Annotated in this window: 20 protein-coding genes; 14 read left to right on the top strand and 6 right to left on the bottom strand. The window is 62.9% G+C overall.

The window, feature by feature from the left end; translation table 11 throughout:
* Nucleotides 1-140: 140 nt before the first annotated feature.
* On the bottom strand, nucleotides 141-1,535 hold the full coding sequence (locus ACVOLR_RS17065; RefSeq protein ID WP_481537498.1) for a glutamine synthetase family protein: 1,395 nt from the start codon (nucleotides 1,533-1,535) through the stop codon (nucleotides 141-143).
* On the bottom strand, nucleotides 1,532-2,296 hold the full coding sequence (locus ACVOLR_RS17070) for a gamma-glutamyl-gamma-aminobutyrate hydrolase family protein (RefSeq protein ID WP_481537499.1): 765 nt from the start codon (nucleotides 2,294-2,296) through the stop codon (nucleotides 1,532-1,534). The genes ACVOLR_RS17065 and ACVOLR_RS17070 overlap by 4 nt, the downstream gene beginning before the upstream one ends.
* Before the next feature lie 168 nt (nucleotides 2,297-2,464).
* On the opposite strand from ACVOLR_RS17070, the gene ACVOLR_RS17075 reads away from it, so the two are divergent.
* The 3 genes from ACVOLR_RS17075 to ACVOLR_RS17085 all read left to right on the top strand — a co-directional run bounded on the left by ACVOLR_RS17075 (nucleotide 2,465) and on the right by ACVOLR_RS17085 (nucleotide 5,779).
* On the top strand, nucleotides 2,465-3,757 hold the full coding sequence (locus ACVOLR_RS17075; protein WP_481537500.1) for an NAD(P)/FAD-dependent oxidoreductase: 1,293 nt from the start codon (nucleotides 2,465-2,467) through the stop codon (nucleotides 3,755-3,757).
* A 110-nt stretch (nucleotides 3,758-3,867) separates the two neighbouring features.
* On the top strand, nucleotides 3,868-5,196 hold the full coding sequence (locus ACVOLR_RS17080) for a GGDEF domain-containing response regulator (RefSeq protein ID WP_481537501.1): 1,329 nt from the start codon (nucleotides 3,868-3,870) through the stop codon (nucleotides 5,194-5,196).
* Nucleotides 5,197-5,317: 121 nt separating this feature from the next.
* Entirely contained in the window at nucleotides 5,318-5,779 is a 462-nt protein-coding gene (locus ACVOLR_RS17085) for a bacteriohemerythrin (RefSeq protein WP_481529950.1), read from the top strand.
* Nucleotides 5,780-5,917: 138 nt separating this feature from the next.
* Here the strand turns inward: ACVOLR_RS17085 and ACVOLR_RS17090 are convergent, their stop codons facing one another.
* Nucleotides 5,918-7,216, bottom strand: coding sequence for an MFS transporter (locus ACVOLR_RS17090; protein ID WP_481537502.1), 1,299 nt, complete (start codon nucleotides 7,214-7,216; stop codon nucleotides 5,918-5,920).
* Nucleotides 7,217-7,373: 157 nt separating this feature from the next.
* On the opposite strand from ACVOLR_RS17090, the gene ACVOLR_RS17095 reads away from it, so the two are divergent.
* From ACVOLR_RS17095 to ACVOLR_RS17105, 3 genes are all read left to right on the top strand, one after another.
* Nucleotides 7,374-8,024, top strand: a complete 651-nt coding sequence (locus ACVOLR_RS17095; RefSeq protein WP_481537503.1) for a hypothetical protein — start codon at nucleotides 7,374-7,376, stop codon at nucleotides 8,022-8,024.
* A gap of 134 nt (nucleotides 8,025-8,158) precedes the next feature.
* Nucleotides 8,159-10,126 carry an oleate hydratase gene (locus tag ACVOLR_RS17100; RefSeq protein WP_481537504.1) on the top strand — a complete coding sequence of 656 codons (1,968 nt, stop codon included), beginning with the start codon at nucleotides 8,159-8,161 and terminating at the stop codon, nucleotides 10,124-10,126.
* A gap of 495 nt (nucleotides 10,127-10,621) precedes the next feature.
* The gene (locus ACVOLR_RS17105; protein WP_481537505.1) at nucleotides 10,622-10,972 is read left to right on the top strand and encodes a PepSY domain-containing protein; all 351 of its coding nucleotides are present in this window, start codon (nucleotides 10,622-10,624) and stop codon (nucleotides 10,970-10,972) included.
* Between the two features lie 191 nt (nucleotides 10,973-11,163).
* On the opposite strand, the gene ACVOLR_RS17110 is transcribed toward ACVOLR_RS17105, so the two are convergent.
* Nucleotides 11,164-12,666, bottom strand: a complete 1,503-nt coding sequence (locus tag ACVOLR_RS17110; protein WP_481537506.1) for an aldehyde dehydrogenase — start codon at nucleotides 12,664-12,666, stop codon at nucleotides 11,164-11,166.
* A gap of 155 nt (nucleotides 12,667-12,821) precedes the next feature.
* Here ACVOLR_RS17110 and ACVOLR_RS17115 point away from each other — a divergent pair, with 155 nt between their 5' ends.
* The 4 genes from ACVOLR_RS17115 to ACVOLR_RS17130 are packed head-to-tail and all read left to right on the top strand — an operon-like array spanning nucleotide 12,822 to nucleotide 16,114.
* The gene (locus ACVOLR_RS17115) at nucleotides 12,822-13,703 is read left to right on the top strand and encodes a ParB N-terminal domain-containing protein (RefSeq protein WP_481537507.1); all 882 of its coding nucleotides are present in this window, start codon (nucleotides 12,822-12,824) and stop codon (nucleotides 13,701-13,703) included.
* Nucleotides 13,704-13,754: 51 nt separating this feature from the next.
* Nucleotides 13,755-14,399, top strand: coding sequence for a DUF5671 domain-containing protein (locus ACVOLR_RS17120; RefSeq protein WP_481537508.1), 645 nt, complete (start codon nucleotides 13,755-13,757; stop codon nucleotides 14,397-14,399).
* Entirely contained in the window at nucleotides 14,396-14,824 is a 429-nt protein-coding gene (locus ACVOLR_RS17125; protein WP_481537509.1) for a hypothetical protein, read from the top strand. The genes ACVOLR_RS17120 and ACVOLR_RS17125 overlap by 4 nt, the downstream gene beginning before the upstream one ends.
* Before the next feature lie 3 nt (nucleotides 14,825-14,827).
* Nucleotides 14,828-16,114 (top strand): DUF445 domain-containing protein, encoded by a 1,287-nt coding sequence (locus tag ACVOLR_RS17130; protein ID WP_481537510.1) that lies wholly within the window; start codon nucleotides 14,828-14,830, stop codon nucleotides 16,112-16,114.
* Between the two features lie 149 nt (nucleotides 16,115-16,263).
* Here ACVOLR_RS17130 and ACVOLR_RS17135 read toward each other — a convergent pair whose 3' ends face one another.
* Together ACVOLR_RS17135 and ACVOLR_RS17140 are read right to left on the bottom strand one after the other, a co-directional pair.
* Nucleotides 16,264-17,565 (bottom strand): aminotransferase class V-fold PLP-dependent enzyme, encoded by a 1,302-nt coding sequence (locus ACVOLR_RS17135; RefSeq protein ID WP_481537511.1) that lies wholly within the window; start codon nucleotides 17,563-17,565, stop codon nucleotides 16,264-16,266.
* Nucleotides 17,566-17,567: 2 nt separating this feature from the next.
* The gene (locus ACVOLR_RS17140; RefSeq protein WP_481537512.1) at nucleotides 17,568-19,955 is read right to left on the bottom strand and encodes a TonB-dependent receptor plug domain-containing protein; all 2,388 of its coding nucleotides are present in this window, start codon (nucleotides 19,953-19,955) and stop codon (nucleotides 17,568-17,570) included.
* A gap of 525 nt (nucleotides 19,956-20,480) precedes the next feature.
* Here ACVOLR_RS17140 and ACVOLR_RS17145 point away from each other — a divergent pair.
* From ACVOLR_RS17145 to ACVOLR_RS17160, 4 genes are all read left to right on the top strand, one after another.
* Nucleotides 20,481-22,700: a TonB-dependent siderophore receptor gene (locus ACVOLR_RS17145; protein ID WP_481537513.1), complete on the top strand. Its 2,220-nt coding sequence runs from the start codon at nucleotides 20,481-20,483 to the stop codon at nucleotides 22,698-22,700.
* Nucleotides 22,701-22,808: 108 nt separating this feature from the next.
* A complete protein-coding gene (locus ACVOLR_RS17150) occupies nucleotides 22,809-23,135 on the top strand; it encodes a DUF3649 domain-containing protein (RefSeq protein ID WP_481537514.1) in 327 nt (108 codons plus the stop codon).
* Entirely contained in the window at nucleotides 23,132-24,754 is a 1,623-nt protein-coding gene (locus tag ACVOLR_RS17155; protein WP_481537515.1) for a PepSY-associated TM helix domain-containing protein, read from the top strand. The genes ACVOLR_RS17150 and ACVOLR_RS17155 overlap by 4 nt, the downstream gene beginning before the upstream one ends.
* On the top strand, nucleotides 24,751-25,080 hold the full coding sequence (locus tag ACVOLR_RS17160) for a DUF3325 domain-containing protein (RefSeq protein WP_481537516.1): 330 nt from the start codon (nucleotides 24,751-24,753) through the stop codon (nucleotides 25,078-25,080). Before ACVOLR_RS17155 ends, ACVOLR_RS17160 begins: the two co-directional genes overlap by 4 nt.
* Nucleotides 25,081-25,184: the final 104 nt, after the last annotated feature.

The raw sequence follows: 25,184 nt of genomic DNA on the forward strand, positions 1-25,184 counted from the left end.
TGTCACGGCCTGCATGCGCAAATATCTGACCAGACTCAATGCCATGAAGCGCGATAACGCCCCTTGGCGGGCCGGGCCTAAGGACGATGCTCAAGACAGTTGACTCCTACAGGCCTGCGCGCCCTACAACCCTGCGCAGATCAAACATTCAACAGCAGGAACTCGCGCTCCCAAGAGCTGATCACGCGGAAAAAGGTCTCGTATTCCTTGCGCTTGACCGAAACATAGGCACGGCAGAAACGGCGCCCGAGCAGCTCCTGCAGGGCATCGCAGCCCTCCAGCGCATCCAGCGACTCGCCCAGCGAGCGCGGCAGTTCGTAGCCCAGCTCCTTGGCGTTACCGCTGATCGGGGTTGTCGGCGTCAGCTTCTCGCGGATGCCGAGCAGGCCACAGGCCAGCGTGGCTGCCATCGCCAGATAGGGATTGGCGTCGGAGCCGGCAAAACGACTTTCAACGCGATTGTTCTCCAGCGTATCCATCGGCACGCGCAGGCCGCAGGTGCGGTTGTCGAAACCCCACTCCACATTGCTCGGCGATACCTCGCCGAACACCAGCCGGCGATAGGAGTTCACGTTCGGGGCGAAGAAGCCCATCGCTGCCGGCACGTACTTCTGCAGGCCCGCCAGATAGTTATCGAAGGTCTCGCTGTACTCACCTTCCGCGTGGCCGGCAAACACATTGCGGCCATCAGCAATGCGCACCAGGCTCTGGTGGATATGCATGGCGCTGCCAGGCTCGGTCTCCATCGGCTTGGCCAGGAAGGTGGCATAGATGCCGTGACGCAACGCCGCCTCGCGCATGGTGCGCTTGAACAGGAACACCTGGTCGGCCAGCGACATCGCGTCGGCGTGGGTGAAGTTGACCTCCAGCTGCGCGGCACCGGATTCGTGGATCAAGGTGTCCACGTCCAGCTTCATCGTGTCGCAATAGTCGTACATCAGGTCGAGGATGGGATCGAACTCATTGACCGCATCGATCGAATACGACTGGCGGGCAGTCTCCGGGCGACCGGAGCGGCCCGCTGGCGGCAGCAGCGGAAAATCCGGGTCGGTGTTTTTCTGCACCAGGAAGAACTCCACTTCCGGCGCCACCACCGGCTTAAGCCCAAGCTCTTCGTAGGCAGCCAATACCCGCCGTAGTACATTGCGCGGTGCCAGCTCATGCGGCTGGCCACTCTTGGTGTAGCAGTCGTGGATGATCTGTGCGGTTGGATCGGTGGCCCAAGGCACCATGCGTACGGTGTCCGGGTCCGGGCGCAGGATCATGTCCGCGTCGGCCGGCGAGGTCAGTTCGTAGTAATCGTCAGGGTATTCGCCGGTCACCGTGGTGGCAAAGATGCCCTCGGGCAGGCGCGTACCGTAATCGTGCGAGAACTTGTCGGCCGGGATGATCTTGCCGCGCGCGTTGCCGGTGATATCCGGCACCAGGCATTCGACCTCGGTGATGTGCCGCTCCTTCAGCCAGCGCAGCAGCAGGCTTTCTTCCTGGACGGCGGTGGCGGTTTTACGGCTGCGGGTGCGGGGGCGCGAAGTCATGGGGAACCAACTTGTTTTTGTAACCGATAGCGGCGACAGGCCTCGCCGAAGGCTTGGAAAATGCCCAGATAGAACGGATTTTCGGTGACCCGCCACTCCGGGTGAAACTGCAGGCCGAGCAGGAACGACGGGCCTGTGCCACGAAACGCCTCGATCAGCCCATCCGGCGCGCGGGCCTCAACCTGCAGGCCTTCGCCCAGCCGGGCAACACCTTGTCCGTGCACCGAGTTGACCATCACCTCGCTGCTGCCGGCAATGCCGGCCAGCACGCCATTCGGGCTCAAGTGCAACGCATGCGCCGGCCCATATTGCACCTCCAACGATGACGCCGGGTTTTCACGGTGGTCAGCCAGCCCGGGCACTTCATGCACTTTCGGATGCAGGCTGCCACCGAAGGCGACATTGATCTCCTGGAAACCACGGCAGATCGCCAATATCGGCATGCCCAACGCCAGCGCCTGCGGAATCAAGCCGAACACGTTGGCATCACGCGCCGGATCATGCGGATTGCCCGGCCAGCTGTCACCGCCATCGTAGTGATGCGGCTCGATATTGCTGGTTGCACCGGTCAGCAGCAGGCCATCCAGCGTCGCCAACCAAGCCTCGGCAGGCAGCGGCGGTTGCAGCAAGGGCAGCAGCAGCGGCGTGGCCTGCGCGCCGTCAACAACGGCCCGCACATACTTTTCGCCAACAACAAGAAACGGATGGGACCCGATCGGTTTGCTGTCGGTAGGCAAGCCGACCAGCGGCAGGCTGGCCATGGGTAAAGCTCATGAGACGTGCCAGCACGCTACCCCTGCCCCGCTGTTTAGGCAACCAAGCGCCATCCAGCATTCAAGTAAACCAAGGCAAACTACACGGGTTCTTCACCGGCCTGCGCACGCCGCATACGCCGGTGTCGTTACACTTCCCACCCCTGATTCGGCCTGATGTCCGTGGACGCCGCTGCATCCGTATATCCCCCGAGCTGGTACGCCGCCAGCCAGCCCGAACTTCCACTACGTGTGTCCCTGCGTGGGCAGACGCGCGCCGACGTGGCCGTGCTCGGCGCCGGCTACACCGGCCTGACCGCCGCGCTGGCCCTGGCCGAAAAGGGCTACAAGGTCACCGTATTGGAGGCCGAGCGTGTCGGCTGGGGTGCCTCAGGCCGCAACGGCGGCCAGGCCATCGTCGGCTACGGCTGCGAGCAGGACACGCTGGAAGCGCTGGTTGGTGATGCCGATGCACGCCTGCTGTTCGATTTCTCGCGCGATGGCATGCACATGCTCAAGCAGCGAATTGCCAAGCACGGCATCGACTGCGACTGGCGCGACGGCCACGCCAGCGTGCCGATCCAGCCGCGCCAGGAGCGCGCCCTGCGCAGCGACATCGAGCGCATGGCGCAGCGTTACGACTACCCGCTGGAATGGTGGGATCGCCCGCGCCTGCAGCAGGAACTGGCCAGCGAACGCTATCTGGGCGCGGTCTATGACGCCGCCAGCGGCCATCTGCATCCACTGGCCTATGCGCAGGGCCTGGCCCGCGCCGCCGAGGCCGCCGGGGTCACCATCCACGAGCAATCGGCGGTCACCCGACTGGAACGCGGCACGCAACCAGCGCTGATCACCGCCGATGGCCGGGTCGATGCTGACTTCGTCGTATTGGCCGGCAACGCCTGGCTGCAGGACATCGCGCCCGAGCTGGAAACCCGGATGATGCCGATCGGTACCTATATCGGCGCCACCCAGCCGCTGGGCGCCGAACGCGCCAAGGCGCTGATCCGCAACGACATGGCTGTGGCCGATGTGAACTGGGCGCTGGATTACTTCCGGCTCAGCCGCGACCACCGCCTGCTGTTTGGGGGTCAGGCCAATTACTCGGCACTGCCGCCGCCCGGTCTGCGTGCCAGCATGACCCGGCGCATGCGCCGGGTATTCCCGCAGCTGGCCGATGTCGAGATGGAGTACGTCTGGGGCGGCTATATCGACATCACCCGCAATCGCGCCCCGCATTGGGGCCGGATCACCCCGAACGTGTACTTCGCGCAGGGTTTTTCCGGCCATGGCGTGGCCAGCACCGGCCTGGCCGGTGAAGTGATCGCCGCCGCCATTGCCGGCCAGGCACAGCGTCTGGACGTGTTCGAGCGCATTCCGCACAGCGTATTCCCCGGCGGCAAGGCCTTGCGCATGCCGATGCTGGTGGCGGCGATGTCCTGGTACAAGCTGCGCGATCTGCTGTGGTGATTTGAAGCCAGGCGTGGTGAATCTGGAGCCGGGATTGGAAACGGCCGGCTTCGCTCGATCACTACCGATTCCAGCTCAAGTTCTTACGTCCACCGCCGCTACACCTTCCGATGCTCCCAAACCTCGCCACCATAGCCAGTACGCCGCAGGCCGCCTTCGACAGTCCGTCGATCGCGCCCCTGCCGCAGCGCATCCTGCTGGTGGAGAACTCGCGCACCTTCACCACGATGCTGCGCGAGGCCATCGAACAACGGCTGGAGCTGCCTGTCAGCGTGGCCTCCAGCCTGGCCGAGGCCGGCGAGCTGCTGGATCGCGAGGATGGCTGGTTCCTGGTTCTGACCGGGCTGGTATTGGCCGACGGCGACCGCGACCAGGTGGTGCAGTACTTCGTCAATCGCGGGCTCCCAACCATCGTGGTCAGCAGCGTCTATGACGAGGACCTGCGCAAGCGCGTGCTGCAGCAGCAGATCATCGACTACGTACTGAAGAACACGCCAGGCAGCATCGATTATCTGGTCTGGCTGGTACAGCGCATGGAGCGCAACCGCCGCATCGCCGCCCTGGTGGTGGACGACTCACCTTCGGCCCGCGCCTACGCCTCCGCCCTGCTGACCATGTACGGCTACCACGTCATCGAAGCCGACGACGGCCACTCGGCGCTACGCGCTATCGAGGCCGACCCGGCGATTCGTCTGGTCATCGTCGATGAGGAAATGCCTGGCATGCAGGGCGTGGAATTGACCCGGCGACTGCGTGCGCTGCGTGCACGCGACAAGGTGGCGGTGATCGGCATTTCCGGTAATTCGGATCCGTCGCTGATACCGCGCTTCCTCAAGAACGGCGCCAACGATTTCCTGCGCAAACCTTTCTCGCGCGAAGAGTTCTTCTGCCGGGTCTCGCAGAACGTGGACCAGCTGGAGTTGATCGGCACATTGCAGGATCTGGCCACGCGTGACTTCCTGACCGGCCTGCCCAACCGCCGCAGCTTTCTCGAGCAGAGCCAGCGCCAACTCAGTGCGGTCAACAACGGCGGCATGGTCGCCGTGGCCATGGTCGACATCGACCACTTCAAGCACATCAATGACAGCCTCGGCCACGAAGCCGGCGACCAGGCCATCCGTGCCGTCGCCTCGGTGCTGCAGGCCAATACCCGCAGCCAGGACATCAGCTCGCGCTTTGGCGGTGAGGAATTCTGCCTGATGGTCAGCGGTATGGACGCTGCCGCCAGTGCCGCCCACTTCGAGAAGGTGCGGCAGGCAGTGGCTGCGCTGCAGCTGCCGTTCGGCGACAACACCCTGAGCATGACGATCAGCATCGGCGTCTGCCGCATGCCGCTACGCAGCGGCAACCTGCACCAGCTGATCACCGAAGCCGATCGCCAGCTGTATCTGGCCAAGGCCGGTGGACGCAACCGCGTCTGCAGCGCCGATACACACTGAAGCCCATCACCCTGATATCTGAATGAAATCGACGCCTCGCTGCAGGCATTGATCCAGATCAACGCGCCCGTCCAGCCCGCTCCCTACAGTGCAGCTCAAAGCACACGAGGGAGAAGTGGCGGTGGCACTACTGATTTGGCAGGACGATCTCAATACGGGCGTGGAGGTCATCGACCATCAGCACATGCGCATCGTGGAGATGCTCAACCACCTTCACGTCGCCCAGAAAAGCCTGGAACAGGTTGCCGTGGCTGAAGTCATCGACGAACTGGTGGACTACACCATGTCGCACTTCGCCTTCGAAGAAGAGCTGATGGAAGAGGCCGGCTACCCGTTCTGCGCCGCGCACAAGCGCGTGCATGAGGTGTTCGGCAAGCGCGTCTCGGAGTACCGCATGCGCTTCCAGTCCGGCGAAGACGTCACCGACGAGCTGCGCAACATGCTGTCACGCTGGTTGTTCAACCATATCCGTGGTGACGACAAGGCCTATGCCGAACACGTCAAGCGCCACCTCAACCGCTTTGCCAAGGAGCATCAGGAAGGCAGCTGGCTGGGACGTACGCTGAAGCGTCTGTTCCGCTGATTCGTTTTGCAGGAACGGCGTGGCTGCAGACATCCCCCCAGATATCCTCTCCCCGCCGTTCCTGCGTTTTTATCGCTGCAGGAACGCCGCAAGGCGCACACGTCGCCGGTCTTGTGTGGGACCGGCAATAGTCGCGACTTACGGCGTCCCTGCGGCACCCTTCCGTTGCCAACGGCTGATCGCCAGCAAGGCCAACGCCGTTACCACGGCAGTGATGCACAGGTAGCCGCCAACGGCAGCAATGCCGAATTTCCCGGCCAACCAGGTTGCCGCATAAGGTGCGGGCGCAGCACCCAGAATGCCTGCCAGATTGAACGACAGCGAGGCGCCGGTATAGCGCACCTGCACCGGATACAGGCTGGCCAGCATGGTGCCGCAGGGGCCGTAGGTCAGGCCCATCAAAAACAGGCCCAAGGACAGGAACAACAGCACCTGCAACGGATGCCCGGCCTGGAACAAGGGCTGGAACAGCAGGCCGAACACGAAGATGCCCAGCGTCGCCCATAACATCGCCTTGACCGTGCCATGCCGATCGCCATACAGCGCAGCCAGCGGAATGCCGGCAGCGAAGAACAGGATGCCGACCATCTGCAGCAGCAGAAAGTCCTCGCGCGCATAGCTGAGCACGGAAGTGCCATGGCCCAGGGTGAACACCGTCATCAGGTAGAACAGCACGAAGGTGGCAAACGCCGCCAAGGTACCCGCGACCACCGCGAAACCGTGGGTAACCAGCACCTCACGCATTGGCAGGCGCACCCGCTGGCCTTGATCCAGCGCCTTCTGGAAATCCGGCGTCTCACGGATGTTCAAACGCACCCACAGGCCTACGATCACCAGCAGCGCACTGGCAATGAACGGCACTCGCCAGCCCCAGGCCAGAAAACTGGCGTCGTCCAGAACCCGCCCCAGCAGCAGGAAGGTGCCGGCCGACAGCAGGAAGCCCAGCGGCGCGCCCAGCTGCGGGAACATGCCGTACCAGGCGCGCTTGCCCGGCGGTGCATTCTCGGTCGCCAGCAACACCGCCCCGCCCCATTCGCCGCCCAGCCCCAGCCCCTGCCCGAACCGACACAAGGCCAGCAGCAGCGGCGCGACCACCCCGATGTCATGATAGGTCGGCAACAGGCCAATCGCCACCGTCGACAAGCCCATCGTCAGCAGCGCCGCGACCAGCGTGGCTTTGCGCCCGATGCGGTCGCCGTAGTGCCCGAACACCGCCGAGCCCACCGGCCGCGCGATGAAGGCCACCGCGAAGGTCGCCAGCGACTGCAGCAGCGCAGCGTCATTGCTGCTCTCAGGGAAGAACAGCTTGGGAAACACCAACACCGCCGCGGTGGCGTAGATGTAGAAATCAAAAAACTCGATGGTGGTGCCGATCAGGCTGGCCGCCAGTACGCGGCGCGGGGAATTCAGAGGGGCGGAGGTGGCGGCGTTCGACATGGTCGTAACAGAAGAAATAGTGGCCGCAGTCTGCCATGCAGCATCGCAACGGCCGCTATTTGGTTGCAGCCGACACCGTTGCTTGACGAGGCTGCCGATATTTCCACGAAAGCAGGAAACTATTGGCACAGCTGGCGGTCACAGCATCGGCCCCCGCATGGATGCATTGCCGATGGCGACCACTTCCGGACGTTTCCGACACCCGCTCGCCCACCTGAGCGCCGTTATCACCGTCGTCGCCGTCCACGCAGCTCTTGCGCTATGGCTGCTGCAGCCGCGCCAGCCAAGCTCGCCCGACACCGGGCCGCGCACCAGCCTGCGCTGGTTGCCTCGCCCTCCGAGCACACCACCGGCCATGCAAACCCCGCGCGCGCCTGCGCAATCGTCCAGATCGGGGATGTCGGCGAGCCCCCCTTCCCGGCCACCGGCCGATCAGCAACTGCTCGCGACCTCGCCGCAGGCAGCAACTCCAGCCCCGGCACCGTTGAACCTGACCCTTGCCGAAGGCGCCATTGGTGGCAACCCACTGACCGCCGACAGCTTCGCCCAGCAACCGTTTCGGCGCCTCAACCAAGACCCTGCATTTCGACATGCGCCACGCTACTTCCGCTTGAAGCCGCAGATGAGCCCGAGGCAGATGATCCAGGGCGTGGCGAACTACCTTGGTTTCTGGCCGCCCGGCTACGAAGTCGACCCCTGCAAACTGAGCCGGCGCGACGTCAACTATTTCCAGAACGCAGTGAGCGAGCGCGACCGCGACGCATTGCGCACGGCACTGCTGCAGGAAAGTGCGCGTTGCCGACACTGATCCCTCAATCGTGCCTCACGCACGATCACACCCTGCAGTTCCCCCAATTCACGGATATGTAACCCGTCCAGCCCAATCGCTGTTTAGGCTGGGACGCTTCGTTGTGCACCTCCCCCCACAGACCGGAGAACCTCATGACTGAATCCAACCCACGTTTCGAGCACGAAGCCGATGCCACCGCCCGCTACTGGCACAACACACCCCTCAACACGCTGCCGCCACCGGACATGGTCGGCAACTACCAGCGTTTCAAACCACTGCCGACCGAGGGCATCCAGACGCGCAAGGCGTGGATCGTCGGCGGCGGCATCGCCGGCATGGCAGCGGCGTTCTACCTGATCCGCGACGGCCATATGCCGGGCGAGAACATCACCATCATCGAAGGCGCCGGCATCGAGGGCGGCTCGCTGGATGGCGCCGGCAATGCCGAGGACGGCTATATCGTGCGCGGCGGCCGCGAGATGAACTGGAACTACGACAACCTCTGGGACATGTTCCAGGACGTTCCTGCGCTCGAGCTGCCGGAAGGCTTCAGCGTGCTCGACGAATATCGACTGGCCAACGACGCCGACCCCAACTGGTCGAAGTCGCGGCTGATGCACAAGCAGGGCCAGGTGTTACCCGACTTCACCCGCTTCGGCCTCAATCGCAAGCAGCAATGGGAAGTGGTCAGCCTGCTGCTCAAGCGCAAGGACCAGCTCGACGACCTGACCATCGCCGATCATTTCAGCGAAGGCTTCCTGGCCAGCAATTTCTGGTTCCTGTTCCGTTCGATGTTCGCCTTCGAGAACTGGCACAGCCTGCTGGAGATGAAGCTTTACATGCATCGTTTCCTCGATGCCATCGACGGCTTTGGCGACATGTCCACGTTGGTGTTCCCCAAGTTCAATCAGTACGACACCTTCGTCACTCCGCTGATCAAGCTGCTGCGCGAGAAAGGTGTACGCGTGAAGCTCGGCACCCAGGTGCTGGACATGGACTTCGATGTGCAGGGCGAGCAGCGCACCGTCACCGCCCTGCACACACGCAGCAACGACGGCGACGGCCGCCTCACCGTCGCCCCGCGTGATCTGGTGATCGCGCTGACCGGCTCGATGACCGAGGACACCGCTTACGGTGATCTGGACACGGTGCCGGTACTGAAGAAGCGCCACGGCGGTCCGGCCGAAGGTAGCAGCTGGGGCCTGTGGCGAAACCTCGCTACCCAATCGTCGGTATTCGGCAAGCCCGACAAGTTCTGCGGCGACATCGATCGCTCGATGTGGGAGTCGGCCACCCTCACCTGCAAGCCATCGCCGCTGGTGGACAAGCTACGCGAGCTCTCGGTCAACGACCCGACCTCGGGCCGCACCGCTACCGGCGGCATCATCACCTTCACCGATTCCAACTGGGTCCTGAGCGTCACCATCAACCGTCAGCCACATTTCCCCGGCCAACCCAAGGACACGGTGGTGATGTGGGTGTACGCGCTGTTGATGGACCAGCCCGGCAACTTCGTAAAAAAGACCATGCCGGAGTGCACCGGACGCGAGATCGTGGCCGAACTGTGTCACCACCTGGGCATCGCCGACCAGCTCGACGCCATCGTTCCGCACACCAAGGTGCGATTGGCATTGATGCCGTACATCACCGCCCAGTTCATGCCACGCGCAGCGGGTGACCGCCCGCATGTGGTGCCAACCGGCTGCACCAATCTGGCGCTGGTTGGCCAGTTCGTGGAAACCGCCAACGACGTGGTGTTCACCATGGAAAGCTCAGTGCGTACCGCACGCATCGCGGTCTACAGCCTGCTCGACCTGCCGAAACAGGTTCCCGATCTCAGCCCCACCCAATACGACATCCGCAACCTGCTCAAGGGTGCGCGCGCGTTGAACAACGGCGAGCCCTTCATCGGCGAACGTTTGTTGCACAAATTCCTGGGCGACACCTACTTCGCCCACATCCTGCCGCCGCTGCCCAGCAACGAAGGCGAATCGACCCGTCGCGAACGTTTGGAAGCAGAGTTGGCTGGGCTCAAGGACAAGGGTGGCGCGGTACTGCAGGGGTTCGCGCAGTGGCTGGATCGTTTTGCGGGTCAGTTGCGCAAGCGCGGCGACGACTGAAACCTGGTGGAGTGCCGCAGGGCACCTGGCTACAAACCAAGGTGAGGGCTGTGGGAGCGGCGTAAGCCGCGAAGCACGCATCGCATCAGAGATGAGCATCGATGCGATCAGATGACGTATCGGCTTCGCGACTGACGTCGCTCCCACAAACCTGCACGCGGCCAGTCTACGGGGGCGGCCCTTGCCGAGCATGGCTCGGCACTACGGCTGCCTGTTGTTGCGCGCTGGCCCAAGCACCGTCCGCTCACGTGTTGAACACTCTGCAAACACTTTTTTGCCATCGCTTGCACATCGATTAACCGTATCCGATCGGCGCGCGTTGAACCCGCGACAATTCATGGGTCGATACAGGTTGACGACGCTAGGGTTGATCCCGCGCCAGAAGCGCGATGAACCCGAAGGAGCAGACCAATGAACAACCGACCGCTACGTACTGCCTTGATTGCAGCCGCACTGGCATTGGCTGGCAGCGGCATCGCCTAGGCCCAGGATGCATTGACTGCACCACAGGTGCGCGCGCAGCTGGAAGCTCAGGGCTACACCAACGTCAAAGACGTCAAGTTCGAGGACGGAATGTGGGAAGCCGATGCAACCAGCGCCGACGGCAAGCAGGTCGATGTAAAGCTTGATCCACGCAATGGCACCGTCTACCCCGACAAAGCCGTGTCGCAGTTGAGCGAGGCGGATATCCGCGCGCAGCTTTCCAACGCGGGCTACACCGGCGTCAGCGATGTAAAGCTGGATGACGGCATGTGGAAGGCGAAGGGTCGAACTACCAGTGGCGAGAAGGTCGAGGTACGACTGGATCCAGCAACTGGCGCTGTGGTTGCACAGGAAAAGGAGTAGCAAACACCCCTGCCCTTGGCTTACGTCAAAGGGAGGGAGCAAGGCTGCATGCACCACCCCTCCCCTTTGGCGAAGCCAAGGGGGAGGTTGGGAGGGGGTAGCTTTTGCTGCGGCTTGTGGAGCCTCAAACGCCAGAGCCAAAGCTCAACAGCCAACCCCTCCCCTTCGCTACGCGAAAGGGAGGGAGCGGATTAGTCCTCCAGATTGATCCAGGTCGCCTTCATTTCGGTGTACTTGTCGAAGGCATGCAACGACTTGTCTCGCCCGTTGCCCGATTGCTTGTAACCACCGAATGGCGCGGTCATATCGCCACCATCCCAATAATTCACCCACACGCTGCCCGCACGCAGACCACGCGCAACCCGATGCGCCCGCGAAACATCGCGCGTCCACACGCCGGCCGCCAAGCCGTACTCGGTATCGTTGGCCAGTTGCAAGGCGTGTTGCTCGCCATCGAAGGCAATCACCGACAACACAGGTCCAAATATCTCTTCGCGGGCGATGCTCTGTAGCGGGCTGACTTCATCAAATACCGTTGGTTCGATGTAACACCCACCGGCAACGACGTCCGCACGTTTGCCGCCCAACAACAGCCGCGCGCCTTCCGCGCTGCCTTTCTCCACATAGCCAAGCACACGCGTGGTCTGCGCCTCATCCACCATCGCGCCCATTGCCGCTTTCGGCTCGAAAGGATGCGCAGGCTGCATATGCCGGCCGTGCTCGATTACCTTGGCGACAAACGCATCCTTGATTGAGCGCTCCACCAACAGACGCGAACCTGCCGTGCACACCTCTCCCTGGTTGTAGAAAATGGCGTTGGCCGCCGCCTCTGCTGCCTTGTCCAGATCATGCGCGTCGGCAAACACGATATTCGGACTCTTGCCACCGCATTCCATGTACGCACGCTTCATGTTCGACAAGCCCGCACATTGCAGCAATCGCTTGCCGACCGCAGTGGAGCCGGTGAACACCAAACCGTCCACATCCATATGCAGCGCCAGCGGCTCACCTGCGCCCTTGCCACTGCCAGGCACCACGTTGAACACGCCATCTGGAACGCCGGCCTCGCTCACCAGCTCGGCAAAACGCAGAGCGCTCAATGGCGACTTCTCCGAAGGCTTGAGCACCACGGAATTGCCTGCGGCCAGCGCCGGGGCAATCTTCCAGGCCGCCATCAGCAGCGGAAAATTCCATGGCACGATGGCGCCGATCACGCCCAACGGCTCGCGGGTGATCAAGCCCAACTCGTTGGCGCCGGTCGGCGCGACTTCGCCATAGAGCTTGTCCACTGCTTCAGCTGTCCACTGGATGCAGCGGATCACCCCGCCGATATCCACCTGCCGTGCCTGCGCCACCGGCTTGCCCATGTCCAGGGTTTCCAGCAGGGCGAGCTCATCGGCATGCGCCTCTACCAAGGCCGCCAGCTTCAGCAATACCTGCTTGCGCTTGACCGGCTTCAAGCCCGCCCAATGACCGGCATTGAAACTGCGTCGCGCCGCTGCGACCGCATGATCGATGTCGAACTGACCGCCGTCGGCGATCCGTCCCAGCACGCGCCCGTCGATCGGGCTGATGCAGTCGAAGGTAGCGCCCGATACGGCATCCACATACTGACCGTTTATGAACGCGCGGGTTCGTAGCGACAGGCCGTCGGCCAACACCTGCCATTGTTCGCGGATATGGGGACTGTTCATGGATGGTTTCCTGTGAGCAAGACCTTGTAACAGGCGTTCATGGTACGCCGGCCACCGTAGCGCACCGGCACGGACCTGTTATTTTCCGCAAATACAAGGGTTGGCCGTGGCCCCTGCTGGCTTCACAATGCCCCTCCACGTTTCTGGCAGCGCTCATGGACATCATCGTCAACGAAGAACTCAAGGCCTATATCGATCCGCTCACGCAGGACGAGCACGACGCGCTGGAGCGCAGTCTGCTGGCCGAGGGCTGCCGCGACGCACTGGTGCTGTGGGGCGATGTACTGATCGACGGCCACAACCGCTACGGCATCTGTTCCAAGCACGGCATCGCCTTCAATACCGTGCAGAACACCCGCTTCAAGTCGATGGACGACGTTCATCTTTGGATGATCGAGCAGCACCTGGGGCGTCGCAGCGTGTCCGATTACCAGCGCGGCGTACTCGCCCTGCGCAAGCGCGACATCCTGGAGACCCGCCGCCGCAGCGAGCAGGAACAACTGCGTCGCGAGAGCGAAGGCGAGGCTGCGCCCAGCGCTGCCGCCGACAGCGACAGCCCGCCGTGGGACCCGGCACCCAAGCTGTCCAAGGCCGATCTGGCCCGCGAAGCCAAGCTCAGCCCCAGCCAGGTGACGATGATCGAGAAGATCCACGACCACGCCACCGCCGAAGTGATCGAGGCGATGCGAGTGGGCGCGATTTCGCTGAGCGCGGCAGCCACTGTGGCCAGCCTGCCTGAAGACGAGCAGCGCGCAGCCGCGCGTGGCGGCAAGGGCGAGCTGAAGCAGGCCGCCAAGCGCGTGCGTGATGCCAAGCGCAAGCCCAAGGCGGCGCGTGACGATGCCGATGACGAGTCGCAGCCGCTGAGCATGGCCGAAGCCGATGGCCTCGACGGTGCCAGCGACAGCGCCGAAGTACAGGCCCTGCGCCAGCGCATCACCTCACTCACCGCCGAGAACCAGGCCCTGCGCATGGAACTGGATGCACTGCGCGCGCGCATGCTGGCCGCACAGGTCGAAGAACCCATCGACGCTTGATTGCGCTGAGCCGGCACCCTAGGCTGCGGTCATCCCTGCAAGGAGCATGTGATGGCCTCGGCCTCTCCCGAACTTGAAACCTTTGTCCGCGAAGCCCTGGTGCGCGGACACAGTCGCCAGCAGGTCAGCAGCGCATTGCTGGCCGCCGGCTGGAGCGAGCAGCAGATCAGCGGCGTCCTTGATGGCTGGGCCGAAGTGGACTTCCCGCTGCCGGTGCCACGCCCACGCGCCTCGCTGTCGGCGCGCGAAGCCTTCGCCTATCTGGTGCTGTTCAGCACGCTGTACTTCTTCGCCTGGAACCTGGGCAGCTTGCTGTTCCAGCTGATCCAGTACGCCCTGCCCGACCCGGCTGATCCGGACTGGCAGCTGATGCGGTTGAGCGGAGGCATCCGCTGGGCGATCTCGGCATTGGTAATCGCCTTCCCGGTGTTCGTCTTCGCCGCCCATCGCGTCAGCAGCGACGTGGACAAACATCCAATCAAGCGTTTGTCGCCAGTACGCCGTTGGTTGACCTACCTGACCCTTTTCGTGGCGGCCACCGTCTTGATTGGCGACCTCACCGCACTGGTCTTCAACCTGTTGAGCGGTGACCTCAGCTTGCGCTTCGTGCTCAAGGTGCTGGTGGTCGGCGTCATCGCCGGCACCGTGTTCGGCTACTACCTATGGGACCTGCGCCAAGAGGAGGTCGAGTCATGAGCCGCACCGCTTGGGGCACCCGCGTACTTTGGGCAACCGGCATCGTCACTGCAGCCGCAATCGCAGCCGGCGTCTGGGTCATCGACTCACCATCGCAACAGCGACTCAAGCGACTGGATGATGCGCGCGTATCGCATCTGCGGACGCTTGAAATCGCGGCCGGCAACTACTGGCGCGAGAACGACGCGTTACCGCCCAACATCCTCGCCCTGGCCGCGCAACCCGGCATGATCCTGACCTACAAGGACCCTGCTGGCGGGCCCGACTACAGCTACCGGGCCTTGGACGCCACTCATTACGAGTTGTGCGCGCAGTTCGACACCAGCACCGCAGACGGCCCCCAGCGCGGCAATGCCGGCGAATGGGCGCACCCAGCCGGCAATCATTGCTTCCGCCGCACCGTGAACAAGAAGGACGGCGAGTAAACCGTGAGCCCCCAGGTCGATCCGCGCCGCGCGCAACTGCGACGGCTCAAGCTGTACGCCGTGGCGATGCTGCTGGCGATGCTCGCCGGCTTCATCGTCAGCCACGTCAACGGCGAACGCGGCGTGTGGGCCTGGGTTGGCGCCTTCTGTGAGGCGGCTACTGTTGGCGCTCTCGCCGACTGGTTCGCGGTGGTCGCGCTGTTCCGGCGGCCACTGAACCTGCCGATTCCGCATACCGCCATCATTCCGCGCAACAAGGAGCGCATCGCCGACAGCCTGGCGGTGTTTGTCCGCGACCACTTCCTTGAACCGGAAGCACTGCTGGCCAAGCTGAAAATATTCGACCCGGCCACCCGCCTGGGCGAATGGCTGGCACAGCCAGCGCAGGCAAAAATGCTGGCGGGCATGGCTCGCGGCTGGGCGGTGCAGGCATTGGACCTGCTCGATGAAGCGGCCGTGCGCCGTTCCATCCAAGGCTTCGTCGTTGCCCAGTTGCGGCAATGGAACGCCGCGGGAACCGCAGGCGAACTACTGGGCCTGCTTACCGCCGACAACCGCCATCAACGCGTGCTCGATGAAGGCCTCACCCGCGTCGCCCGCTGGCTGGACAACGACAAGGTGCGGCAGCAAGCATCCGCCCTGATCGTGCGCTACATCCGCAAAGAGTGGCCGAAGCTGGCCAGCACCGTGGACTGGGTCAAACCCATCGACGAGATCGGGGATTCTTTGGCCGACAGATTGGCACGGGCAGGACTGGAAGAACTGCAGGCGATCCTGTCGCAGCCCGAGCATCCACTGCGCCAGGATTACGCGGCATGGATCGCCGACTACATCCGCCGTCTGCGTGAAGATCCGGCCTTGGCTGCCAAGGTCGATGCATTGAAGCAGCAGGTGATCGACCACCCGGCAGTGCAGGACTACGTGCAGGGTTTGTGGCAGCGTGTGCACGATTACCTGCGCGCGGATCTGTCACGCGAGGACTCCGCCCTCGCCGGTCATCTGGAACGCAGCCTGGGCAAACTCGGCACCACCATCGGCAACGACCCTGCCCTTCGCGATGCCCTGAACCAGCACATGCTGGCCGGCGCGGAAAAGCTGACCAATCGCCTGCGCAGTGGTGTTACCAGTCATATCGCCCAGACCGTAAAGGCCTGGGATGAGAAGAAGCTGGTCGAGCAACTGGAACTGAGCGTAGGCCGCGACCTGCAGTACATCCGCTACAACGGCACCCTGGTAGGCGGCCTGATCGGCCTGCTGCTGCATGCACTGACCGGCTGGTTGAAGTTCTAACAGCACCGTTGTAGGAGCGGCGTCAGCCGCGAAGCTGGCATCCCTTCAACCCGGCGATATTTCTGCAATCCACAAAAGCCAGCCGCATCTTTCGATTGCTGTTGATCAGTGAAATTGAATACGCGTCAGCTTCGCGGCTTACGCCGCTCCTACAAACTTCCTGCTACCGCCCGCACTGCATCCACCAACCGGTCAATCTGCGCGGTCGAGGTGAAAATTCCCGGCGTCACCCGCACGCATGCGCCCTGTGCCAGGCCATCACGATGCACGGTAAATACACCGTGCTGCTCCAGCAATTGCCGAGCAATCGCCACGTTCTGCTCAAGCGATGTACGCCCGTGCAGCCGGAACGATGAAATCGCGCTGCTCAGCGCTACTTCGTCGCTACCCAGCAACTGCACGCCCGGCACTTCACGCACCCCATCACGCCAACGATTGCGCAACAGCAACAAGCGCTCGCGCTTGGCCTGCACACCGATGGCGGCATGAAAATCCAAGGCTGCAGGCAACGCTAGGAAGGCCGCGAAGTTGGCCGTACCCGTATGGATGCGACTGGCGATACCGCGATCCGGGTCACCCATATACGGGTCAATATCCGCCACCCGCCCACGCCGCACATACATCGCACCAACGCCTACCGGTGCGCCTATCCACTTGTGCAGATTGATCCCGACAAAGTCAGCCACCAATTCGCCAACCTGCATGTCCACCTGACCCACCGCATGCGCGGCATCGACGATCACATCCACACCGCGCGCCTTGGCCAACGCTGCAATCTCGGCGACCGGCAGTAACATGCCGTTGCGGTGATTCACCTGCGTCAACAGCATCAATTTCAGGCGCGGATACCTGGCCAGCGCATCGGCATAGACCTGCACTACCGTCGCCGCATCGCAAGGTTCAGGCAGCGCAATCGCCACCGGCTCAGCACCGCGGCGCTGCTGCAGCCAGCGCATCGCGGTGATTGTGCTGTCGTAGTCGATATCGGCATACAGCACCTGATCACCTGGCTGCAGCCGGTTGTAACCACCGATCATTGCCTGCAAGGCTTCCGTCGCACCGCGGGTAAGTACCAGCTCGTCTTCGCCCACGCCGAGGAACGCTGCCAAGCGCTGTTGCACCGAACGCGCCCGCTTCGGGAACTCGATACGACCAAACCAGGCATTGCCTTGATTCACTTCAGCGGTGGCCTGTTGATAGGCCTGCAATACCGGCCGCGCCATTGCTCCCCAATAGCCGTTATCCAGCATCACCACCTCATCGGTGAGCTCGTACTGGGCAGCTACTGCCGCCCAGTACGTCTCATCCATGGCCAACTGCGCGGCAGACCTGCCTGCCGGTTCGCTTGGCAGTGACGCTTTTGGCGTGACCGAAGCCAACGCCCCGGCAGCGGTGCCAATCAACGGCAAAATTGCCGCCGAGCGCAGAAGACGACGTCGATTGGTATCCATGCTTAGAACTTCAACCGGTATTCGGCGTAAACATTGCGGCCATCGGTGTCGTAAGGCGCGTTGCGCGAATAGATCAGACCGCGGCTGGCTTGGAAGGTCGCTTCATCTGGATAGCGGTTGAATACGTTGTCAGCGCCGACCCGCAGCGAGTGCATTGCATTGATGCGATAACTCACTGCCAGATCGAAGAACTGCATGGCGCCGAAGCGCTGGAAGATATCGCCGCTGGCATTGCCCGAGGAGTCGGTCCACGCGCCGTAATGGCGCAGCTTGCCAAGTACGCTCCAACTACCGATGTCGTAGTTGGCACTGAACGTGCCCTTCTGCCGTGGCAGGCGCTCTTCGAACACCACACGCTGGCTGGCATTGGTCGCCACACCGGTGTCTCCCTTGTCGACCTCGGTCTTGTTGTAGTTCCAGCCCACGGTCAGGTTCAAGCGGCCCGCGCCGAGATCGGTGGCGTAGCTGCCAACCAGATCGATGCCGCGGGTGGTGGTATCGAAGTCATTGGTGAAGTAGCTCACCGAGGTATAGCCCATCGGGTTGGCGACGCCGGCTGGAATCTGGAACGAGGCCGACTGGCTGAAACGATCGGTGACCTTGATGTCGTACAGGTCCACAGAGCCCGAGAAGCCGGCATCGTTGCGCCAGGTCAGGCCCAGCGATGCGGTGCGTGACTGCTCCGGCTTCAGATCCTTTGCGCCCAACATGCGTGCCAGCGGATCGCTGGGCGACAGGCGCCCGGAGGTGAACACCTGCAGCGTCACCGTATCCAGACCCTGCTGGGTATTGGTGGTGTAAAGCTGGCCAGGTGTAGGCGCGCGGAAGCCGGTGGACACCGAGCCGCGCAGGGCGAAATCCGGGGTGAACTCGAAGCGCGAGGACAGCTTGCCATCCACGGTCTGGCCGAAGCTTGAGAAGTGCTCGTAGCGCGTTGCAGCGCCCACGCTCCAGCGCGCGGTCATCGGCACTTCCACGTCGACATAGGCAGCGTAGCTGCGCTGATCCCAGCTACCGGCATTGGCAGGACTGAAGCCAGGCGCACCGTTGGAGTTGCCCGCCAGGCCCGCGACCGCACCAGGGCCGATTGCATACGACGCCGGATCACCTGCATCCACGCCATAGGTCTCCTCACGGAACTCGGCACCGAAGGCGATGTTCACCGGCGACGCCAGCGCAGCCAATGGCAGGCTGTAAACGAAGTCGGCGTTGAGGTTGCGTTCTTCCTGGCTCAGCCGACCGAGGTAAAACGAGGTAGGGCTGTCCGGCCCCAACGAGGCATTGATCGAATTCCCCAGCGTGTACTCGATGCGATTGCGCCCGTAGCTGCCGCTTACATCCCAATCCAGATTCTCGCCAATACGACCGCGCACACCGAACAGCAGCTGCAGATCGTCATAGTCGGTGCCGTACTTCGGGCTGAAGCCAGTCGGGTATAGCGTGCGCACATCCCAGCCGGGGAACACCGCCGTGGTGTTGTAGACCGAGGCGGTGCCGTCCGGGTTGCGCCAGTTGAAATCACTCAGACCCTCGCCCTTGCCATACAGGCCGTAGCCGTAGATCTCAGTGGTTTCACTCAGGTAATGCTTGAGGTTGAAGCCGATGCGCTTGTTCTCAAGCTCCGGCTGGCCCCAGCGCTGTACCGGGTTTGGCACTTTCAATTCAGGGTGTTTGTTCTGGAAAGCGATTGCATCGGCGCGCTGACGGGTGCGCGACGTCGCATCGGAATTGTCGTAGTCGGCGAACAAGGACAGGCTGCCGGCATTACCCAACGCGATACCGGTACGTGCACCGACGTTGCGCGAGGTGCCATCGCCTTCACTGTATTGCGACAGACCCATGCTCACTTCGGTGCCAACGCTGTCATCAAGAATGATGTTGATCACGCCGGCAATCGCATCGGAACCGTACTGCGCCGAGGCACCGTCGCGCAGCACTTCGATGCGCTGGATCGCGCTCTTCGGAATCTGCGCCAGATCCGGGCCCTGCGCACCACGTGCGCCCAGCAGCGCCGATCGATGGAAACGGCGACCGTTGACCAGCACCAGGGTCTGATCCGGCGACAGGCCACGCAGCGTGGCCGGCCGCACGAACACCTGACCATCATTCATCGGCATGCGTTGCACCACGAACGAGGGCACCAGCTGCGCCAACACGTCAGCAAGATCAGACGACTCGATGCCCTGGATTTCTTCCTGCGAGAACACATCCACCGGCGCCAGCGTATCGAACTGGGTACGGTTGGAACCACGCGTACCAGTGACGATCATCGCGTCGAGGTTGGTCGCCTTTGCTGCTGGCGTTGCCTCTACCTGTTGCGCAAGCGCCCCGCTTGCCACGCCACCAAATACCACCAATCCAACTGCAATCGACAACGCACAACGCTTCACTGGCTGCTCCGGAATTCGAAAGACTGCTTCAGGCAAGTGCCTGCAGGGAGCTTCGCATTCTCGTAACAACGTGTTGCCCGGCGATGACAGATACAGCGCGTAGCGCTGTGGAGTGAAACAGGCGGACGTTCGCCATTGTTGCTTGCAAACGTCATCAATCGTCGCACGTCCACCGCATCGGCCTTACATGACGTGATGCGTAGCGCTCGCTATATCCACACGAAAACGAGAGCGCAGGCCTGCGAGAAGCAGTGACACATCTGCTTGCTTAATTAAATGCGAACAATTATCGTTAACGCCTAGGCAGTACGCCCAGCCTCGTGCGACATGGACGTTTCACTCCATCCCGCCACGCCCCGTGTACCCCCGATATCCGAACTGATGCCACGCGCGCCGTAGCCGGCTGCGTCGTGCATGCAGGCCAGCTGGCGGGAGCAACAGTACCCGGGCGTCCACGCATCGTGTGGGCTGTGCCGTGGGCGATTCCTGTGGTTGGCAAACCATTTTGCCCAACAGGAATCCACCATGCCCTCCCGCCCCACCCTGCCCCGGCCAGCGCTACTGGCCACTGCACTTTCTGTCGCACTCTGCAGCGCCGCCTCCGCATGGGCGGAGGAAGCAGCGCCCGCCACCAATCTGGATACGGTGAAAGTCGTCGCCGACGCCGACATCCCCACGTCGTACACGGTCAAGCAGGCGCGTACCGCGACCAAGTTGGATCTGTCGCTGCGGCACACCCCACAGTCGGTCACCGTACTGACCCGCCAGCGTCTGGACGACATGGGCCTGTACGCGATGTCCGACGTGATGGGCCAGGTGACCGGCGTGCACGTGGCGGTCACCGATAGCGAGCGCATCAACTTCGTCTCGCGCGGCTACAACATCAACAACTTCCAGGTTGATGGCATGCTCAATACGTTCGGCGGCTACATCAAGACCAACAACGACAGCGTCATCTATGACCGCATCGAAGTAGTCCGCGGCGCCACCGGCCTGACCACAGGCGCAGGTGACCCATCGGGCACCATCAACTACGTGCGCAAGCGCCCCACCGACGAGTTCGCGATGAGCGCCAACCTGATGCTCGGCCGCTGGGGCAACCAGCGCCTGGAAGCGGATATCGGCGGCCCGGTCGCATTGGATGGCCGCGTGCGTGCACGCATCGTCGCCGCCAAGCAGCAGAGCGATTCATTCCGCGACGTCTACAAGCTGGACAAGGATGTGTTCTACGGCATCGTCCAGGCTGACCTGAGCGACAGCACCTTGCTGGAAGTCGGCTACGAATACCAATCGCCGGAAACCTCCGGCGTCACCTGGGGCGTGGTGCCGTACTGGGGCGTCGATGGCAAACCGGCCAACCTGCCGCGCTCGACCAACTTCTCGGCACGCTGGAGCCGTTGGCCGATCGTCGAGAAGACTGCGTTCGCACGACTCGAACAGAGTCTTGGCCACGACTGGGCCATCAAAGCCAGCTACACCCGCTCCAAGCGCGAGACCGAAGGCAACGTCTGGTACGGCGCATCTGGCTACCCACGCCCGGATGGTACCGGCGTGACCGCCTACATCGGCGCGTTCGGCGAACGCGGTGACATGCAGGTATTCGACCTCAATGCCGGCGGCCCGTTCAAGCTGTTCGGGCGCGAGCACGAACTGGTGATCGGCCTCGGCCAGTCGGTGCGCAAGGGCGAAGTCCCGGGTTCGGATTTCGACTACGCCGATGGCTACGACAAGGTTCCAGATTGGCGTAACTGGACCGGCGATGTGGCACCGCTGCAGGTCAATCGTTACAACTGGCTGTCCTCACAGGATGAGCTCAAGCAGCGCGCTGCCTATGTCGCCGCACGCCTGCAGCTTGCCGATCCACTGATGGCGGTGCTCGGCGCACGCTACGGCAGCTGGGAAACCCGCGAATGGGAGTACGAACGCGACGCTTCCGGAAAACTATTGCGCACCAACCGTGACGGTTACAAGCCGGATGACTCGCTGACTCCCTATGCCGGTCTGATCTATGACTTCAGCAAGTCGTTCAGTGCCTACGCCAGCTACACCGACATCTTCCAGCCGCAGAACTTCCGCGACAAGAACAACCACTACCTGGAGCCCGTAGTCGGCGACATGTGGGAAGTCGGCGTCAAGGCCGAGCTCTTCGACGGCCGCATGAATGCCGCTGCTGCTGTGTTCAAGGGCGTCAAGGACAACGTCGCCGAGGTCGATGATTCGGTACCGGAGAACTCCTTGCCCAATGGCGCCACCGCCCACCGTTCCACCGGCAAAGGCAACAAGGTCAGGGGCTGGGAAGTGGAAGCCCAGGGCAGCATCAGCGAACACTGGAACCTTTCGGGTGGCTATGCACACACCGTCATCCGCAACAAGGACGGCGTGCGCCAGAACACCACCACGCCGGTCAACACCTTCCGGCTCAACACCAGTTGGCGCCCGGGTGGTGCATGGAGCCGGCTGTCATTGGGCGGCGGCGTCACCTGGCAGAGCGAGATCTGGCGCATGACCAACCGCCCCGCCGACGACTACATCACCAGCGGCAAGCGCTACAAATCGCCGATTACCCAGGACGCGGTGGTATTGCTCAACGCGTTCGCCGGCTACAAGTTCAACGACAACTTCTCCGCACAGTTGAACATCAACAACCTGCTCGACAAGAAGTACTACAGCAACGTCGGCTTCTATGACGGCGTCAACTGGGGCGAGCCGCGCAATGTGCGCCTGAGCCTGCGCTGGAAGCTGTAATCCCTCCAGGGAACCACTGCCAGGCAGTGGCGGCCACGGACGGCCGACTTATTCCACGCCACCGGCCTAGCCGGTGGCGTCCGTATTGATCCGACTTTGCAGGTTCCTGTGGACAGCACGCCTCTCGCCAGCCCCTGGTACAACCGTCTTGGCAGTTTCTTCGCACGCCCCTGGCTGGGCGTGTTGTCACGCTCGCTTGCCGCCATCGTTGGCGGCTACGCGCTGGCCGCCACATGCTCGATGTTCTTCGCCGTGGCCTTGCCCATCGCCCGCAGCCAGTCCGTGTTGACCGGCATGCTGGTCGCCATCGTGCTGTGCGCCTGCGCCGCATTGTGGGCATTTGCCACCCGCAGCGCGCTGCGCGCCTGGGTCGGCATCCTGATCCCGACCGCGCTGTTGTGGTTGGGCACTCAATGGTTTGGAGCGGCAGCATGAAGAACGGATTCCGCCAATCGATGGCATGGCTGCATACCTGGACCGGCCTACTGGTTGGCTGGTTGCTGCTGCTGATCTTCATGGCCGGCACCGCCAGCTATTACCGCGAGGAAATCAGCCGTTGGATGCGGCCTGAACTGCCGCGCAGCTCGGTCACTTCTGACGTTGCCGCCGCGCGCGCGCTCAGCTTCCTGCAGCACAAGGCACCGCAGGCCGAGAGCTGGAGCGTCACCCTCCCCGATACCCGCAATCCGGCGATGCGCATGTTCTGGCGCAACCCCGAGTCGATGGTCAAGCCACCGGTCGAAGGCGAGAAGCGCAGGCGTCGTGGCGGCGGTCGCTTCGGTGATGCCACCGTCGATCCCAACACCGGCAATGAAGTCACCGCGCGCGAAACCCGCGGCGGCGACTTCTTCTATCGCGTGCATTTCGACCTGCATTACATTCCTGTGGTCTGGGCCCGCTACATCGTTGGTTTCTGCGCGATGTTCATGCTGGTGGCGATCATCACCGGCGTCATCACCCACAAGAAGATCTTCAAGGACTTCTTTACCTTCCGCCCGCAGAAAGGCCTGCGCTCGTGGCTGGATTTCCATAACGTCAGCGCGGTGATGGCGCTGCCGTACCACGCAATGATCACCTACACCGGCATCGTCACCTTGATGTTCATGTACCTGCCGTGGGGCGTGAAGGCCGCATATCCGAACGACGAGGATGCCTTCTTCAGCGAAGCCTTCGCACGCATGGCCGAGGTGGAATCCCCGGGGCAAGGCAAAGCAGTGCCCGTGCCGATCCAGCAACTCATGGACAGCGCGCGCAAACAGTGGAATGGCGCCGACATCGGTGGCTTCACCGTTTACCGACCCGGCGCGGCGAATGCGGTGATCGACATCCAGCAGCGCGACGGAAAGCGCCTGTCGATAGATACGCCGTCGCTGCGTTATGACGCGGTCAGTGGCCAGTTGCTGGAAGCCAGCCCCGGCGCCGGTGGCGCAACCCAGACGCGCGGCGTGATGTACGGCCTGCATCTGGCTCGCTTCGCGGACTGGGGCCTGCGTGCTCTGTTCTTCCTGTCCGGATTGATCGGCTGCCTGATGGTGGCCAGCGGCGTGGTGCTGTGGGCGGTGAAGGAGCGGCCCAAACATGCCAAGTCCGGCAAGACCGGTTTCGGCCTGCGTTTGGTCGATGCCTTGAACATTGGCGCCGTCGCCGGCCTGCCGATTGCCTTTGCCGCTTATTTCTGGGGCAACCGCCTGCTGCCGGTGCAACTGGCCGAGCGAAGCGACGCCGAGGTCAATGTGTTCTTCTACGCATGGGCAGCATCACTGCTGGCCGCCTTCATCTGGCCAAAGCGGATGATGTGGGCATGGCAGCTGTATGTGGGCGCGGCCTTGTTCGCGCTTATCCCCGTGCTCAATGCCTTCACCACGAAGGCGCACCTTGGCGCGACGATTGCATCGGGTGACTGGGTACTGGCGAGCTTCGACCTGACCATGATCGCCTTCGGCGCGATGCTGGCGTACTGCGGCTGGCGCATGCAGCATTGGCAGCCACCGTTGAGTGCCGCTGAGAAGAAGCGTCGGCAACAGGCCGCTGTTGTGGCGGAGGCAAGCGCATGATGCTGCTCGCACTTGGTTTGTCGTTCGCTGCCTTTGCCGCCTTGTCGTTGGCGATGGAGAAGCATCAGTTGGAGCTGCATGGCAAAGCCGGTGCCAGTGCCGCGGGCATGCGGCTGTGGCGCTGGTTGGGCTGGAGTCTGCTGACTGCTGCGTTCGCGCTGTGCGTCTGGCGCCACGGCTGGGCGCTGGGGCCGGTGTGGTGGCTGGGTGCAATGACCGTCGCCGGCCTGCTGCTGGCGTTCGGTCTGTACCCGTACCGCCCGCGCTGGATCGCGCCACTGGCGTGGGCGCTGCCAGTCGTGGGGATGGCGGCGGCAAGCCTGTAGAGCCGAGATCCTATGTTCGCGGTCAAGCCTGCTGGAAGCAGGCTTGACCTACTCTCAGCATGGTCGGATCGAAATCCCGGCCGCTCTTGAAGACACCCCACGCG

Source organism: Stenotrophomonas sp. STEN030 (assembly GCF_056759995.1).